The 15,172-nt window shown below is 52.1% G+C and carries 14 protein-coding genes; 10 read left to right on the top strand and 4 right to left on the bottom strand.

The window, feature by feature from the left end; translation table 11 throughout:
- Nucleotides 1-112 precede the first annotated feature (112 nt).
- On the top strand, nucleotides 113-919 hold the full coding sequence (locus MKY59_RS20160; protein ID WP_236420068.1) for a lipid II flippase Amj family protein: 807 nt from the start codon (nucleotides 113-115) through the stop codon (nucleotides 917-919).
- Between the two features lie 196 nt (nucleotides 920-1,115).
- On the opposite strand, the gene msrA is transcribed toward MKY59_RS20160, so the two are convergent.
- Nucleotides 1,116-2,075: a peptide-methionine (S)-S-oxide reductase MsrA gene (gene msrA / locus MKY59_RS20155; protein WP_339273395.1), complete on the bottom strand. Its 960-nt coding sequence runs from the start codon at nucleotides 2,073-2,075 to the stop codon at nucleotides 1,116-1,118.
- Nucleotides 2,076-2,214: 139 nt separating this feature from the next.
- Nucleotides 2,215-2,826: a VTT domain-containing protein gene (locus tag MKY59_RS20150; protein WP_236420064.1), complete on the bottom strand. Its 612-nt coding sequence runs from the start codon at nucleotides 2,824-2,826 to the stop codon at nucleotides 2,215-2,217.
- A 262-nt stretch (nucleotides 2,827-3,088) separates the two neighbouring features.
- Between MKY59_RS20150 and MKY59_RS20145 the strand changes: the two genes are divergently transcribed.
- Nucleotides 3,089-4,030, top strand: coding sequence for a Gfo/Idh/MocA family oxidoreductase (locus MKY59_RS20145; RefSeq protein ID WP_339273393.1), 942 nt, complete (start codon nucleotides 3,089-3,091; stop codon nucleotides 4,028-4,030).
- Nucleotides 4,031-4,072: 42 nt separating this feature from the next.
- Entirely contained in the window at nucleotides 4,073-4,381 is a 309-nt protein-coding gene (locus tag MKY59_RS20140; protein WP_236420061.1) for a hypothetical protein, read from the top strand.
- Between the two features lie 153 nt (nucleotides 4,382-4,534).
- Here MKY59_RS20140 and MKY59_RS20135 read toward each other — a convergent pair whose 3' ends face one another.
- Entirely contained in the window at nucleotides 4,535-5,353 is an 819-nt protein-coding gene (locus MKY59_RS20135; protein WP_236420059.1) for an AraC family transcriptional regulator, read from the bottom strand.
- 154 nt (nucleotides 5,354-5,507) lie between these two features.
- Between MKY59_RS20135 and MKY59_RS20130 the strand changes: the two genes are divergently transcribed.
- The 6 genes from MKY59_RS20130 to MKY59_RS20105 all read left to right on the top strand — a co-directional run bounded on the left by MKY59_RS20130 (nucleotide 5,508) and on the right by MKY59_RS20105 (nucleotide 11,091).
- Nucleotides 5,508-6,566 carry a Gfo/Idh/MocA family oxidoreductase gene (locus tag MKY59_RS20130; RefSeq protein WP_236420057.1) on the top strand — a complete coding sequence of 353 codons (1,059 nt, stop codon included), beginning with the start codon at nucleotides 5,508-5,510 and terminating at the stop codon, nucleotides 6,564-6,566.
- 199 nt (nucleotides 6,567-6,765) lie between these two features.
- Nucleotides 6,766-7,734, top strand: a complete 969-nt coding sequence (locus tag MKY59_RS20125) for a sugar phosphate isomerase/epimerase (protein ID WP_339273388.1) — start codon at nucleotides 6,766-6,768, stop codon at nucleotides 7,732-7,734.
- Between the two features lie 25 nt (nucleotides 7,735-7,759).
- Nucleotides 7,760-8,488 carry a ThuA domain-containing protein gene (locus MKY59_RS20120; protein WP_339273386.1) on the top strand — a complete coding sequence of 243 codons (729 nt, stop codon included), beginning with the start codon at nucleotides 7,760-7,762 and terminating at the stop codon, nucleotides 8,486-8,488.
- A 496-nt stretch (nucleotides 8,489-8,984) separates the two neighbouring features.
- The gene (locus tag MKY59_RS20115; RefSeq protein ID WP_236420112.1) at nucleotides 8,985-9,281 is read left to right on the top strand and encodes a helix-turn-helix domain-containing protein; all 297 of its coding nucleotides are present in this window, start codon (nucleotides 8,985-8,987) and stop codon (nucleotides 9,279-9,281) included.
- Nucleotides 9,282-9,493: 212 nt separating this feature from the next.
- On the top strand, nucleotides 9,494-10,198 hold the full coding sequence (locus MKY59_RS20110; protein ID WP_236420051.1) for a hypothetical protein: 705 nt from the start codon (nucleotides 9,494-9,496) through the stop codon (nucleotides 10,196-10,198).
- A 182-nt stretch (nucleotides 10,199-10,380) separates the two neighbouring features.
- The gene (locus tag MKY59_RS20105) at nucleotides 10,381-11,091 is read left to right on the top strand and encodes a hypothetical protein (protein WP_339273384.1); all 711 of its coding nucleotides are present in this window, start codon (nucleotides 10,381-10,383) and stop codon (nucleotides 11,089-11,091) included.
- Between the two features lie 61 nt (nucleotides 11,092-11,152).
- Here MKY59_RS20105 and MKY59_RS20100 read toward each other — a convergent pair whose 3' ends face one another.
- Complete coding sequence (locus tag MKY59_RS20100; RefSeq protein ID WP_236420047.1) at nucleotides 11,153-11,869, bottom strand: Crp/Fnr family transcriptional regulator; 717 nt, start codon at nucleotides 11,867-11,869, stop codon at nucleotides 11,153-11,155.
- A 414-nt stretch (nucleotides 11,870-12,283) separates the two neighbouring features.
- Here MKY59_RS20100 and adhE point away from each other — a divergent pair, with 414 nt between their 5' ends.
- On the top strand, nucleotides 12,284-14,896 hold the full coding sequence (gene adhE / locus MKY59_RS20095) for a bifunctional acetaldehyde-CoA/alcohol dehydrogenase (RefSeq protein WP_339273381.1): 2,613 nt from the start codon (nucleotides 12,284-12,286) through the stop codon (nucleotides 14,894-14,896).
- Nucleotides 14,897-15,172: the final 276 nt, after the last annotated feature.

Here is a 15,172-nt window from a genome sequence, read left to right as displayed (position 1 = left end):
GGATATGTCGATAATGGGTAAATTGGGGATGATATACAATGGGAGTCATGAGGCGTATAATGCAGAGATGAGTTTATGTACATAAAAAGCAAGACAAAGGAGAAGGACAGCATTGATAATAACGATGAGTCTTTTGATTCCAATGATGTTTACGATGGTCATTCATGCAGCTGACAGCCTGTCTTATGCTTTGCGTCTCGGAGGGCTGAGAACGCGGCGCATTGCGCTCGCGCTGTCGTTGTCAGGCATATTGCTGCTCGTCTCCCGCACGTCCAATATGGCGCAAGGCCCTATGGTCGGCAGGTTGGTCGACAATGCGACCAGCGGGGGCCATCTCCCCTTTTCGAGCCAATTGCACTGGCTGATGGCAGCGGCCAGCGTCGGCACGCTCATCGCGATCCTCTGTTTTCCGACGATGGTGAAGCTGGCGTCCCGCTTGGTCGTGCATTTCGAAGCGGCCGGCTCCATTCCGGCGATGGGGCGTCGCTTGCTCAGTCGGGATAAGATCAGAAACGCCATGCATTACGTTACTCCCCCCTCTTGGACGATGGCCAAGCGGCTGGTGCAGCATGGCATGCCGAGAAGGCTGATGGCGTTGAATGCAGCCGTAACCGCCATTTATACGACCGGGGTGCTTTCGAGCCTGTATGCGGCCTATTTGTATCCCGACCGGGCTGTTGCGGCATCGCAGTCCACGGGGCTGATCAACGGCATGGCCACCATATTGCTGACGATTCTGATCGATCCGCGCATTTCATTGCTCAGCGACAAATCGCTGCGCGGGGAGATCCGTCTGGACCGCATGAATCAAATTTACGGCTGCATGCTCGTATCGAGATTGTTCGGAACCCTGTTGGCGCAGCTGCTGCTGATTCCCTTTGCTTACTGGATCGGATGGGTTGTCAGCCTGATGGGATAAGGCAAAGGGGCGGAAAGTATGGATTGGAGTGAATCCTTTCGTTCCGGCCGCATACACGACGAGCCGCAATAAATATGGCACCGGCTGGAGCCGGGGCGTGTCGATTCCCGATAAAAAGAGAATGGACCCTTGGGGCCCATGCTCTTGATCTATGGACGGTGATGCGGAAACCAATCCGAACCGTCCCATACGGCTCTTATTTGAACAGGATGGCGTACTCGCCGTATCCTTCCTTGACCAGGTCTTCTTTCGGCACGAAACGCAGCGCAGCGGAATTAATGCAGTAACGCAGTCCGTTTTCGCCAGGACCGTCATTAAATACGTGACCCAAATGGGAATCTCCCTCGCGGCTTCGCACTTCGGTACGAATCATGAAATGGCTGAGATCCGTTTTTTCCTTGATGCTGTAATCGCGTAGAGGACGCGTGAAGCTAGGCCAGCCGCAACCGGCATCGTACTTGTCTTTCGAGCTGAACAGCGGTTCCCCGGAGACGATATCCACATAAATGCCCTCGCCGTGATGGTCCCAAAATTCGTTTTCGAACGGGCGCTCGGTGGCGTTGTTTTGGGTGACCTCGTATTGCAGCGGCGTGAGCCGTTCCTTCAGGTCGCTTTTGTCGAGTTTGCCCGACCAGTTGCGTTCGATGAAGTCCTCGCGTCCGGAACCCTTGCTGTACCGTTTGTAGTGGCCCGGATTTTTGCGGTGATACCCTTGATGGTACTCCTCTGCAGGATAGAACGTTTGGGCAGGCAGAATCGGCGTGAAAATCGGTTTGTCGAAGCGTCCGCTCTGCTCTAGCGCGGCCTTGGAGGCTTCCGCGATCTCGCGCTGCTCCTCGGTGTGGTAAAAAATGGCCGTTTGATACGAAGAACCGCGATCATGGAACTGTCCGCCCGCATCGGTAGGATCAATCTGCTGCCAGAACAGCTCGACCAGTTTGCTATATGGGAAGATGGCCGGGTCAAACGTAATTTGAACGGCCTCCACATGTCCTGTCGTCTCGGAGCAGACCTCTTCATACGTCGGATTCTCGGTGTGCCCCCCGGTATAACCGGATACAACTCCCTGGATACCTGGCAGCTCCTCGAACGGGGATACCATGCACCAGAAGCACCCGCCTGCAAACGTTGCTTTTTCGCTTGTATGTTGTTCCATGTATGATTCACTCCATTTCTTGAAGAACGATATGTTTGCTGCATCATTATTATAATATCAGAAGCTGTCAACTACCAAATGCCGAGAACCAAATATTACAAAGAAAACTTCTGCCTAAAGCACGGAGCCCAGAGCCGGTTCAACGTTTGCTTCGCGAACGGAGCCTGAACCCGAATAACACCAGGGCCATGAGCGTCAGATAAGCGGCCAAGATGAGCAGGCTGAGCCAGATGGAACTTCCCGCTTGCGCTCCTGCAAAAGCAAAGACAACGATGGCCGGGATTTTGCCGATCGCCGTTGCCAGCATAAACGTCCAGACCGGGGTGTACGTCATGCCTGCATAAATATTGACGGCCACCTGGGGCACGATCGGCAGCAGACGCAGCGTCATCACGCCCATGAACGGGTGTTGTTCCATCCATGCGGTGAACCGGCTCAACCCGCGAATGCGCTCCAGATAGGCTCGCGCCTGGCTCCGGAACACGGTTCTCGCTCCCGCATAGATGAGCAGCGCAGCCAGCGAAGTACCGATCCAGCTGACCCAGGCGGCCGTTGTGGCGCCATATCCGTAACCCAGGGCAACGATGACGAATTTGTACGGAATGACGGGAACCAGCGCAAACAGCATGGCAATGAGGATGAGCAGCGGGATGGACTGGTGGGCCTCCGTCCAGGCGAGCACTTCATATCTGTAAATAAACGTGGCTCCTGCGAGCAAAACATAAAGCAGAATCCATAACCATTTTCGCAAAATCCAAAAAGCTCCTTTCAACAACCCGCCAAATAAGGGAATTGCCTGAACGTTGATTTCTCGTTCAAGTGTACCACGTTCGATCACGATCGAGATAGAGCAGGAGACCGCGCAAGCGGAGGCTTTCCGAATCGAATTCTCGATATGGATACGCCTGCTCGCCAACCGTCCATAAAGCTTGCGCGAAAGCTGGCATGTTGCTGCAGGAAGCGTTACACTATAGGGCGTGGATACGAAGAACTCATCTGAAGGTGGAATGATCATGACGGAAACAACGAAACGCACCCGTGCCGCCATCGTCGGTCTGGGGGGCATTGCGCGCAAGGTCTACCTGCCGCTGCTGTCCGCCCATCCGAACGTGGAGCTTGTGGGCGCGATGAACCGCTCCCCGGGGCCGGTCGACGCTGCAAAGCAGCTGTACAGGCTGGAGCAGGGGACGACCGATATAAAGGAACTGTTATCTTGGGATTTGGATGCGGTGTTCATACATACGGCAACCGAAGCGCATTTTGAGCTCGTCATGCAATGTTTGGAACGCGGCTTGTCCGTATACGTGGACAAACCGTTGTCTTATGTGCTGCGGGAATCGGAGGAGATGACGGCTTTTGCCGAAGCACAGGGACTGCTGCTCGCGGTGGGATTCAACCGCAGGTTTGCGCCGATGTACCAAAAGGCGAAGGAATGGATGCAGGCGGGAAAGGGCTTTGAGTCTTTGACGGTGACGAAGCACCGGACAAGCATTCAAGATCGTCCGGCTGCGGAAACGGTCTATGACGACCTGATCCATATTCTCGATCTGATGATGTGGTACTCGGGTCATGATACGGAATTGGTTCAGCATTGGTTGCGCACGAACGACGCCGGCAGATTGCTGCATGCCGCCGGATCAGCCCGATTGGGACGTCATGCGATTGGCCGGTTCGATATGGTGCGTGAAGCAGGGGCTGATTTGGAGAAACTGGAGCTGCATGGCGGCGGCAGGTCCGTCGAAGTCGTCAATATGGAGACGGCCGTGTATACGGAGCGCGGTGCTCTGGAGCAGCGTGAAACGTTTGGCAGCTGGGATGATATTTTGAAACGCAGAGGATTTGCCGGGGCCGTGAACGATTTCCTGCAGTGTTTGGAAACGCCGGACGAATGCATCATTAGTGCGACCCATGTGATGGATAGTCATGAGTTGGCCGAGCAATTGCTCCGCAAATAAGCAAGAACGAAGAACCAAGGGAAAGTGGAGGTTGTCTGCACGATGGAATCGAAGGAACGCAGCAAACAAATCGAAGAAGCGGTGATCGAAAGTTACAAGCAGGAAGAGGAAATGATGATCCTTGTGTTCGCGCAATGGTGCGTTAACCAGGGAGTTGATCCGGAGGAGCTGTATCGGCAGGCCTACCCGAACCAACAGGGCAACGAGCGGCTGCAGCAAGTGCTGAAGCTGGTCGTGCCTAAGGAGGAAGCCGGCGACATTCCGGACGAGACGGTGCTCGGCGTGCTTTCCATGTTTGGCAACGATGATCTGGCCATGGTTGTGGCCGAAACGATCTCTGCGCGAAAGTGAGAAAACAGGTCGTTGTGCTAGTATGACAGGCTAACGAAGCGGAGTGTCTTATGAAGGAGATCCATTTTCCCCATAAAGAGCCCGCGGCTCGTTAGCCGTTTTTTTAAAAGTTGCGTTTCCGCAGTGCCCGATCAGGGGCTTCCCGCCTGGTGGTTACATTTGTTCCCGGTGGATGGCCCGAAATTCTCTGGGCGACATGCCGAAGCGGGAGCGAAACACGCGATGGAAATACGTATAATTGTTGAAACCCGAGGATTCGGCGACATGCTCGAGCGTCATCGGGCTGAAAATGATGCGTTCCCGCGCCATGTTCAGCCGTACATCGAGCGCGTACTGCATGATGCTTTTGCCGAACACTTCCTTAAACAAATGAACTCCGCGCGAAACGCTGATCCCGACATGGGAAGCGATATCTTCAAGTTTGAACAGGGAGGAAGCGTTCTCCTCGATGTAGCTCTTGATCTCGTAAGCCACATAATTGGTTTTGGCCATGGTGGGGTGCTCTGAGAGCAGCCTGTCCACTTCGAGGCACAGAATGCGCATATAATAGCTGGAAATTTCGGGATAAGGGTTGGAGATTCGGCGCTGTTCCAGAACCAACTGGCGAAACAGCGTCAGCAGGCTCTCGGTCAATTCGACCTTGATGCGGTTGGGCCGCTTGTGGTGATGCCACCAATCGTCCACCCATGGTCCGTTGAAAAAAATGTGATAGTCGCCGCTCTCCACCAGACGTTCCCCGAGCGGATTCAGCTCTGCATCGATTTTGAGTTCGTACGGCTCGTCCGGACTGAATAAAAGCAGATCACCCACATCCACCAGGGACAACGATCCGTCCACACGGGCACGGCAGCGGCCATCGGTTTGAAGGCGAAGCAAATAGTTTTTAACTCCTTCAGGCATGATGGAGTTGTAAGGTTTACGGTGAAACGAAAAGCCCGCTGTAAGAACCTGACAAGCGTGATCGGATTGCATTGGCACTCTCCTTGCAACTTGAAAATTATGACCAGATAGTTCATGTTTCGATCATATTATTCATTTTAATCGAAGGTGAAACGGAATACCATAGAGGAAGTTGTTAGCAAGATTTTCAGCACAGCTACTCAACGTGCAAGGAGATGACCTCATAGTGGAGAAAATGAAAGCAGGCATCATCGGGTGCGGCAACATTAGCGCCATTTATCTCGAAAACCTGAAGAACAGCCCAGTCATTGAAGTGGTCGCCGTAGCGGATCTGATCCGCGAACGCGCGCAGGAACGGGCAGATGAATTTAATATCGCAAACGTTTACAATGTAGATGAACTGCTGCAAAACGAAGACATCGAGCTTGTGCTGAACCTGACCATTCCGGGCAGCCATGCCATGACCGATCTGGCTGCGCTGGAGGCCGGCAAACATGTGTATGCCGAAAAGCCGCTCGCCATTTCGCTCGAGGACGGACGCAAGGTCATTGAACTGGCGGAACAAAAAGGACTGTATGTCGGCTCTGCGCCGGATACGTTCCTTGGTTCGGGCATCCAGACGGCCCGCCGGGCCATCGAGGACGGCTTGATCGGCAAACCCGTTGCCGCAACGGCATTTTTCATGGGCGGCGGACCGGAAGCATGGCATCCGAATCCGGAATTTTTCTACACCGTCGGCGGCGGACCGATGTTTGATATGGGGCCATACTATTTGACCGCCCTGATTAAACTTCTGGGACCGATTCGCCGGATCAGCGCTTCTGCGGGCATCCAGATCGCGGATCGCAAAATTGGTTCGGGGCCGAAGGAAGGCACTTCGCTGCAAGTCGAAACGCCGACTCATCTTTCAGGCACGATCGATTTTGAGCAGGGCGCCATCGCCACGATGATTGCCAGCTTCGATATTCGGGGCGGATCGGATCTGCCGCGGATCGAAATCTACGGTACCGAAGGCGTGCTGAGCGTGCCGGACCCGAACTTTTTCAACGGGGACGTGAAGCTGCGCAGACCGGGACAGGATGAATGGGAGGTGCTGCCTCCGGCATTCGAAAGCGGGCACAACGAACGCGGCATCGGCGTCACGGAGATGGTGGAATCGATACGGGCCGGAAGAGAGCATCAGGCAAGCGGCAAGCTCGCTTATCATGTATTGGAGGCCATGCATGCGTTCCAGCGCTCTTCGTTGGAAGGCAAACACATTGCGCTTGAGAGCACCTATGCGTAAGCAGATTTTATTTGAACTACATCCGGACTCCGTTGCCGCCATTCATGCAGCCGTGCTTTGAATTTTTGGCTTTCAGGATAGAATGAGGCCTGATTTTCCACAATAAGTACAATGCAAAGGGCATAACGGCGGAACCGGGATTCGGAGCAGCAAGCATTCATACCATTTATTTAACTTATAATCCAGGGAGGAATCTCAAATGAAACTTGGCGTATTTTTGGTACTGTTCGGTGGACGCAAACTGGAGGACGCACTTGATTACGTAGCTGCAAAAGGGCTGAAAGCCGTGGAAATCGGCACCGGAGGATATCCGGGCAATGCGCACTGCAACCCGGCTGAGCTTCTCGAAAACGAGACAGCGCTCAAAAACTTCAAAAACGCGGTGGAATCCCGCGGTTTGATCATCAGCGCGCTCAGCGTACACGGCAATCCGCTTCATCCGCAAAAGGATATCGCCAAATCGTTCCATGACGATTTTGTCAAAACGGTGGAACTGGCACAAAAGCTCGAAGTGCCTGTCGTTAACACATTTTCCGGTTGCCCTGGGGACCATGAGGACGCCAAATACCCGAACTGGCCTGTAGCGCCATGGCCGAACGACTATCAGGAAATTTTGAAATGGCAGTGGGAAAACAAAGTCATTCCTTACTGGACGGAGTGGGGCAAATTCGCCGCGGACCGCAGCGTAAAAATCGGTCTGGAGCTGCATGGTGGCTTCTCGGTGCATACACCGGCAACTTTGCTGAGACTCCGCGAAGCAGCGGGCGAAGTCATCGGCGCCAACCTGGATCCGAGCCACATGTGGTGGCAAGGCATCGATCCGGTGCAAGCGATTCATATTCTTGGACGCGAAGGAGCTATCCACCATTTCCACGCGAAAGATACAACGATCGATCCGGTGAATGTGAACAAATACGGATTGACCGATATGCAGGATTACACGAACATGCTTGATCGGGCATGGCAGTTCCGTTCTGTAGGTTACGGCCACGACAACAAAACTTGGGCCGACATCATCAGTGCCCTGCGTCTGGTCGGATATGATTATGTCGTTAGCATCGAACATGAAGACGGACTGATGTCTGTCGAAGAAGGCTTCTCCAAAGCCGTGCAAAATCTCCAGCAAGTGCTGATCGAAGAGCCGCTGGGGGAAATGTGGTGGGTGTAGGGCCATTTTAGGGGGAAATTAAAGCATGATCAACGTCACCATTTGGAATGAGTATGTCCATGAGAAGATTCATGATGAAGTGAGGGAGGTGTATCCCGACGGACTGCATCGGGCACTGGCTGACGGTCTGGGCGGCGAAGGTTTTGCCATCCGGACAGCGACGCTGGATCAGCCGGACCATGGTCTGGGCAGCGAGGTGCTGGATACGACAGACGTGCTGGTATGGTGGGGACATATGGCACATGATCGCGTTAGTGACGAGATTACGCACAAGGTGGTTCAGCGGGTTTTGAACGGGATGGGGCTGATCGTGCTGCATTCCGGCCATTTCTCCAAACCGTTCAAGGCGCTTATGGGCACCAGCTGTGATCTGAAGTGGCGCGTGGCGAACGAACAGGAAATCATTTGGTGCGTCAATCCTTCGCACCCGATTGCGGAGGGCGTTCAAGGAAAAATCGTATTGGAGCATGAAGAAATGTATGGCGAATATTTCGATATTCCGGTACCGGATGAACTTGTATTCGTCAGCAATTTCCAAGGCGGAGAAGTGTTCCGCAGCGGGTGTACGTTCAAACGCGGCGAGGGCAAAATCTTTTATTTCCGCCCAGGCCACGAAACGTATCCGACGTATTACCAGCCTGACGTGCTGAAAGTCATCGGCAATGCGATCAAATGGGCGTATCCATCTCGCAACGTGAAGCCTGAATACGGGAACAGCGCACCTGTCAGACCGTTTGGCGGCGTAGTTGTCTGACTTTAACAGACAACAATATAACTATATAAACCGCAAAAACATCTACACGTTAACAGAGAGGCAGAACCAATCTGGAGAAGCGAAGTGTTCGCGTTTATCACCGGATTTTCCCTTTGGAAAAGGGAATCAAAAAAATCTGGGGATAATAGCGATCGGAAGATGGTACTGACTCGAAGTGCCCTAGTGTGATTGATTAATTCGGTTTATATAAACAGCATAGTCACACTAAGAACCCTTCTCCGAGTCAGAACGACTATGGCGGCAGGGTTCTTTTTGGAATTGTTTGTGGTAAAAAGTGTTAGCAGAAAATTCCCCATGGCCCCCGGGAACGCGGTGAGGTATACTGGTATAGCTGCATTTGGACGTTCTTTGCTTAACTTTTTGCACGCAGACGTTTTAAATGTGACGCAAATGTGTTATTATTATATATACTAACGAAATGTAAGTTGTAATGATTCATTAAGGGGTGATTAATGTGGAAGGCCAAGATCTGCGGATGTGTCCGCGTTTTGAAACGGCGTTTTCGTTTTTGGGCAAACGCTGGAACGGTTTGATCATTCAAACGTTGATGAGTGGCTCCAAGCGATTCAAGGACATTTCCACTCTGATTCCATCCATGAGTGACAAGATGTTGTCGGAACGCATGAAGGATCTGGAGAGTGAAGGTATTTTGATCCGTCACGTTTATCCTGAAACGCCGGTTCGGATTGAATACGAGCTGACGGAGAAAGGGAAAGCGCTGCAGCCGGTCATGAATCAAATTCAGGAATGGGCTGAGCAGTGGGTCGATTAATCGAATATTCGGTGTTGGACTCCATGAAGCGGTCCCATGGCACAAAAAATCCCGATTTCCACAAGAAATTGGGATTTTTTGTTTCGCGCCTTTTGCACATCTGCCTGAGAGTTGTAGTATAATGGGATGATCAACGTTCACAGTCGTATCTCCGAAAGTCGTTTCGTTTCCAAAAATGGCCGCACGCGGCCGGAGCGAGGAGGCCACTTGTCATGAGAGAAGAACGCTTATCCCGTGAAGTACGCTACGGCGAGCAGGACATTGCTGAACTTGAGAACGCATCCATTCAGGTACATCTCATTTACAAAAAAGCAGCATCGTTGTTTCAAACGGACGGACGGACGCATGCTGCATCCGATCGGAAGACGGTTGACGGCAAGATACAGGGCCCTCGTCCGGCCGTGCTGCAAAAGTGGATCCGGACGTCATCCGGCTGGAAGTGCATTGGCTGCGAGGTGAGAATAGGGCAGCTTCCGCTGCAGGGCGCGTGGTTCCCGAATACGATGGCCAAGATGCCTGACGGTCGAACGATTCGGAAAGAACTGCTCATTCAGGCCATTGTCTGGTCGCAATACGAAGAGATCAGAATGCTTGAGCCTTGGCTTGGCCAAGACACCTTTTATACGCCACAGGAAATGGACATTATCGCAAAATACGTCGTTCCGACGTATTTTTCCGAACGGCCGTTACATGAGCAAGGCAAGCTGTACAAGGTCCATCGCAGCCCCGGATCCTCCATTCCGTTATATCAGGAATATGTGAAAGCTCCCTTGTTGTGCGTGCACGTCGACGGGGAACTGCTTGAAGGGCAGCTGTTGACGGAAGTCACCGTTGCGGAGGAACAAGTTTTCGGGCTTAATCCTTACGTGAAAAACGGGGATGGAGGCCGAACGTACATGCAGGCCAACATTCAATAGTCAAACATGCAACGGTTCTTTTAAGAACCGTCATATGATCCAAATTGAGCCTGCTTGCAGGCTCTTTGTGTTTCCCGGAAATGAAAAGTAACGGCTTTGACACTTTTTTCGGTTAAAATCTGTGCCATAATAATGGTTATGGACAACAGACAAATGATTTTACGCAGGGTGGTGTTACCTACATGAACTACAAATTCCCGGGACTAATTGGGTTTTGCCTGCTGTTACTGGCCATATTGGCAGGATGTACGGAACCCCAGCCTTCCGAGCAGCCTGTCGTCAAAGACGCCGATTCGGCGAATACGATTACGGTTGCAGTGGATGGCAGCACGTTCCTGCCGGATGCAACCAAATCGATCAAAAGGGATTTCAGCGAAGGAATGACGCTTAAAAAAGCGCTTTTGAACAGCGGACTTGTCGATTTCACGGCGGACGGCAAACGAATCCAATCGGTTGGAGAAGTATCGCTGGATGCCTCGCTGAGCTGGGCCGTAAAACTGAATGGAGAGGACGTCGACCCCGAGCATTGGGATATGGAGCTGCATGCCAAGGACGAAGTGGTCATCTATGTCAAAGCCGCCGACAGCTCTAATGAGGGGGTTGCTTATCAGACAACCCTGCTCAAGGTGAGCGGCGGTAACATTCTGCCATCGCTCAATCGGCAGTATGCAGGCGTATACGTGCCGGAATGCACGGTGCGCGATGTGTTGAAATCCAGCGGCGTGGTCCGATTGTCGGAAAACAACAAATACGTCTTGTCCGTGGAAAACGTTAGCCCGCGCATGAATCAACGCTGGGTGATTATGGTCAATGACAAAGAATTGATGGACAACGGCCTGGACATGAAATTGAATCCGCGTGATGCGGTTAAACTGGAATTGACGGCATCCTGATGGACAAGCCGTGCAGATAGAAGCCCAATCCTCCTAGCGGGAGGATTGGGCTTTTTGGGGGTTAGATCCGGCAAATTTCCCGTGGGCACAATTCGCAATGGCAGATGCCTTGCAGCATTTGCAGATCCTTGATGACGATCATGCCGTTCTCATATTCGATGGCGTCTTTTTTGCGCAGGTCGCTAAGCATGCGGTTCACGCTCTCGCGAGTGGCACCGATCATGTTGGACAGGTCGGTGTGGGTAATTTTTTTATGAATGATGACATGTTCGCCGTGAGGCTCCCCGTACGAATTGGACAAACGGATTAACGTGGAGCATAGGGCACCCGGTTTACCATACAACATGAGGTCACGGAATTTGGTTTGGGTCAACCGGTGATGGATACCCATCCATTTCATGAAATCAATCGCAAAATCGCAATGCTGGCAGATCAGCATTTCCAGGTCTTTGTGCTCCAGGACGCCGATCTCGCTGTCCTCCAGCACTTCGGCCGAGAAGGAATGACGGGAACCAAAGAACGGGTCGGCCTGGCCGATCATGTCCCCGGCTTGGTACATATACATGATAAGCTCTTTGCCTTCATCCGTAGATTTGGTGATCTGGGCGCGTCCCCGTTTCAGATAATACAATTTGTCGGAGACATCGCCTTCCCAGTACAGGTGGGTACCTTCGGGATAGGTGCGTTCTTTCATCGTTACGAGCAGATGGTTGAAGTTCACTTCCGAGAAACAGCTTGTATTTCCGCGCTCTTCCAGTACACTCAATGGTTCTCTCATAAGTCTATCTCCCCTTTGTATCCGCCGGCGTTCTTTCATGTAGGTGAATGAGCTGCCGTGGTTCGCCGCAAGCCGCCGTCCTGATCAGGTGAATCCGGCCGGTGAGGGACGGTACAAATTGCGGTGGTTCAATTTTTAAGTTCAGTATATACCTAATGCAGGGGCTGGGAAGGAGGCAAAAATGGCAATATTTCAAACATTGTGATTAAATTCACTTTTCTAAGGAAAGGATGATGATGACAGAATATCATTTTAAATATGAAGAGCTGTAAGGGGAGTGGAACAAAGCTCCAAAACATAAATTAAATTTGTTATACTTTGTGAAAAAAATCACATACCGACCGAATTCGCCATGGTACGATGTGATCGTAAGCAGAGAGACAAACAATACGAACCTTTAGGAGGATGAGGGAGATGGCTGTAAAGAACGAAGTCGCCCCAGTAAAAGAACCGACAGCAGGCCAGTATATCCAAACGTTGATTGACAAAGCAAACAAGGCACACGCAGCGTTCATGTCCATGGATCAGGAGCAGATCGACCGAATCGTGCAGGCGATGGCACTCGCAGGACTCGACAAACACATGATGCTTGCCAAAATGGCCGTCGAAGAAACAGGTCGAGGCGTGTATGAGGATAAAATCACTAAAAACATTTTTGCCACGGAATATATTTATCACAGCATTAAATACGACAAAACGGTAGGCGTGATCGAAGACAACGAATTCGACAGCTTCCAGAAAATTGCCGAACCGGTGGGCATCATTATGGGGATCACACCGGTTACGAATCCAACGTCCACCACGATGTTCAAAGCGCTGATCTCCATCAAAACGCGCAACCCGATCATCTTTGGATTCCATCCGTCCGCACAAAACTGCAGCCGTGAAGCTGCCAAAATCCTGCTTGAAGCAGCCGTGAAGCATGGTGCTCCGGCCGATTGCATCCAATGGATCGACGATCCTTCCATGGATCGGACCAATGCCCTGATGAATCACCCTGACGTAGCGCTTATTCTGGCCACAGGCGGATCAGGCATGGTACGGGCCGCATACAGCTGTGGTAAACCGGCACTGGGTGTCGGACCAGGTAACGTTCCTTGCTTCATTGAGAAAAGCGCGGACATCAACCAGGCGGTGACCGACCTGATTCTGTCCAAATCGTTCGACAACGGCATGATCTGCGCATCCGAGCAAGCCGTCATCATCGAAGAAGCGATTTTCGACCAGGTGAAAAAGAAAATGATCGCCAGCGGCTGTTACTTTGTGAACAAAGAAGAGCTGGCAAAGTTGACGCCAGGCGTGATCAATGTCGATAAATGTGCGGTCAATCCGGCGATCGTAGGCCAATCCGCCGTCAAAATCGCCGAACTGTGCGGCATTGACGTTCCGGTAGGCACCAAAATCCTCGTTGCCGAAATCGAAGGCGTAGGCACGAAATACCCGCTGTCGGCCGAAAAACTGAGCCCGGTGCTGGCTTGCTACAAAGTGAAAAACGCAGCCGAAGGCATTGAGCGCGCAGCGGAAGTGGTTGCTTTTGGCGGCATGGGCCACTCCTCGGTGATCCATTCGAACAATGAAGATGTCATCACCAAATTTGCGGATCGTTTGCAAACAGGCCGGATTCTGGTCAACTCGCCATCCACGCATGGGGCGATCGGCGATATTTACAATACGAACATTCCGTCCCTGACGCTGGGCTGCGGCTCGTATGGACGCAACTCGACGTCGTCGAACGTATCTGCCGTCAACTTAATCAACGTGAAAAGGGTGGCTCGCCGTACCGTGAATATGCAATGGTTCAAAGTGCCGAACAAAGTCTATTTCGAAAAAGGCGCAACGCAATATCTCGCCAAAATGCCGGACATCACCCGCGTTGCCATCATTACGGACCCTGTGATGGTGAAGCTTGGATATGTGGAAAAAGTAGAGCATTACCTGCGTCAGCGCCAGACTCCGGTTGCGATCGAAGTGTTCTCCGAAGTCGAACCCGATCCATCGACAACGACGGTTAATCGCGGAACCGAGATGATGAATCGCTTCCAGCCGGACTGCATCATCGCCCTCGGCGGCGGTTCGCCGATGGATGCCGCGAAAGCGATGTGGCTGTTCTACGAATACCCGGATACCGACTTCAACAACCTGAAGCAAAAATTTATGGACATCCGCAAACGGATCTATAAATATCCGCGGTTGGGCATCAAAGCGAAATTCGTAGCCATTCCGACGACATCCGGTACAGGATCGGAGGTTACCTCGTTCGCGGTCATTACGGACAAAGAGAAAGGCAATACGAAATATCCGCTGGCTGATTACGAATTGACGCCTGACGTGGCTATCGTGGATCCGGAGTTTGTGTACAGCTTGCCGAGAACCGCAGTGGCGGATACGGGCATGGACGTTCTGACCCACGCGATCGAAGCTTATGTGTCGGTCATGGCGAACGATTATACGGACGGTTTGGCGATCAAAGCGATCCAACTGGTGTTCCAATACCTGGAGCAATCGGCTTTGCAAGGCGACAAACTCGCCCGCGAAAAAATGCATAATGCATCGACGATCGCAGGTATGGCTTTCGCGAATGCGTTCTTGGGCATCAACCACAGCCTTGCGCATAAATGGGGCGGTCAGTACCACACCGCGCATGGACGCACCAATGCAATCCTGATGCCGCACGTCATTCGCTACAATGCGAAAAAACCGAGCAAATTCGCTTCGTTCCCGAAATATTCGCACTTCGTTGCCGATGAGCGTTATGCCGAGATTGCCCGCATCCTCGGGCTGCCGGCACGCACGACTGAAGAAGGCGTCAACAGCCTGATCAACGCCATCCGCAAGCTGAACAAAACGCTGGGCATCGAGGAATCGTTCCAGGAGCTCGGATTCGATCCGAAAGATTTCGAATCACGCGTAGACTATCTGGCCGACCGTGCATTCGAGGACCAATGTACAACGGCCAATCCGAAGATGCCGCTGGTTACCGAACTAGCCGATGTATACCGCAACGCCTTCTATGGACGGTTTGAATAAACAATAGTGCAGCATAGCAAACCATTCGTTTGAGGTTAAGGCAATAGGATCAGGGTTCCCCGAAATGGGGAGCCCCGATTGCCGTCTTTCTGTTCAACGGAACCCTTGCGGTATCTGTTGAATTCAACAATTCACACGACAACGGAGGGACAGAAATAACCTGAAGAAGCGAAGCGTTCGCCTTTATCCCGGGAGTGTATCCTTTGAAAAATGGATCAAAAAAACTCGGGGGATAACAGTGATCGGAAGGTAGTTCTGTCATCGGAGTGGGCAAGT

The organism is Paenibacillus sp. FSL W8-0426 (assembly GCF_037969725.1).
GTDB classification, from domain to species: domain Bacteria; phylum Bacillota; class Bacilli; order Paenibacillales; family Paenibacillaceae; genus Paenibacillus; species Paenibacillus hubeiensis.
The sequence above is the reverse complement of the archived record's forward strand: the minus strand, read 5'-3'. Positions and strand labels throughout refer to the sequence as shown.

Excerpts from the sequence above, each read along its gene's own strand:
- MKY59_RS20100 (WP_236420047.1), bottom strand. The coding sequence starts at position 11,869 with ATGAGAGAACCATTGAGTGTACTGGAAGAGCGCGGAAATACAAGCTGT.
- MKY59_RS20115 (WP_236420112.1), top strand. The coding sequence starts at position 8,985 with ATGTGTCCGCGTTTTGAAACGGCGTTTTCGTTTTTGGGCAAACGCTGG.
- MKY59_RS20120 (WP_339273386.1), top strand. The coding sequence starts at position 7,760 with ATGATCAACGTCACCATTTGGAATGAGTATGTCCATGAGAAGATTCAT.
- msrA (WP_339273395.1), bottom strand. The coding sequence starts at position 2,075 with ATGGAACAACATACAAGCGAAAAAGCAACGTTTGCAGGCGGGTGCTTC.
- MKY59_RS20125 (WP_339273388.1), top strand. The coding sequence starts at position 6,766 with ATGAAACTTGGCGTATTTTTGGTACTGTTCGGTGGACGCAAACTGGAG.
- MKY59_RS20135 (WP_236420059.1), bottom strand. The coding sequence starts at position 5,353 with ATGCAATCCGATCACGCTTGTCAGGTTCTTACAGCGGGCTTTTCGTTT.
- MKY59_RS20140 (WP_236420061.1), top strand. The coding sequence starts at position 4,073 with ATGGAATCGAAGGAACGCAGCAAACAAATCGAAGAAGCGGTGATCGAA.
- MKY59_RS20110 (WP_236420051.1), top strand. The coding sequence starts at position 9,494 with ATGAGAGAAGAACGCTTATCCCGTGAAGTACGCTACGGCGAGCAGGAC.
- MKY59_RS20105 (WP_339273384.1), top strand. The coding sequence starts at position 10,381 with ATGAACTACAAATTCCCGGGACTAATTGGGTTTTGCCTGCTGTTACTG.
- adhE (WP_339273381.1), top strand. The coding sequence starts at position 12,284 with ATGGCTGTAAAGAACGAAGTCGCCCCAGTAAAAGAACCGACAGCAGGC.
- MKY59_RS20145 (WP_339273393.1), top strand. The coding sequence starts at position 3,089 with ATGACGGAAACAACGAAACGCACCCGTGCCGCCATCGTCGGTCTGGGG.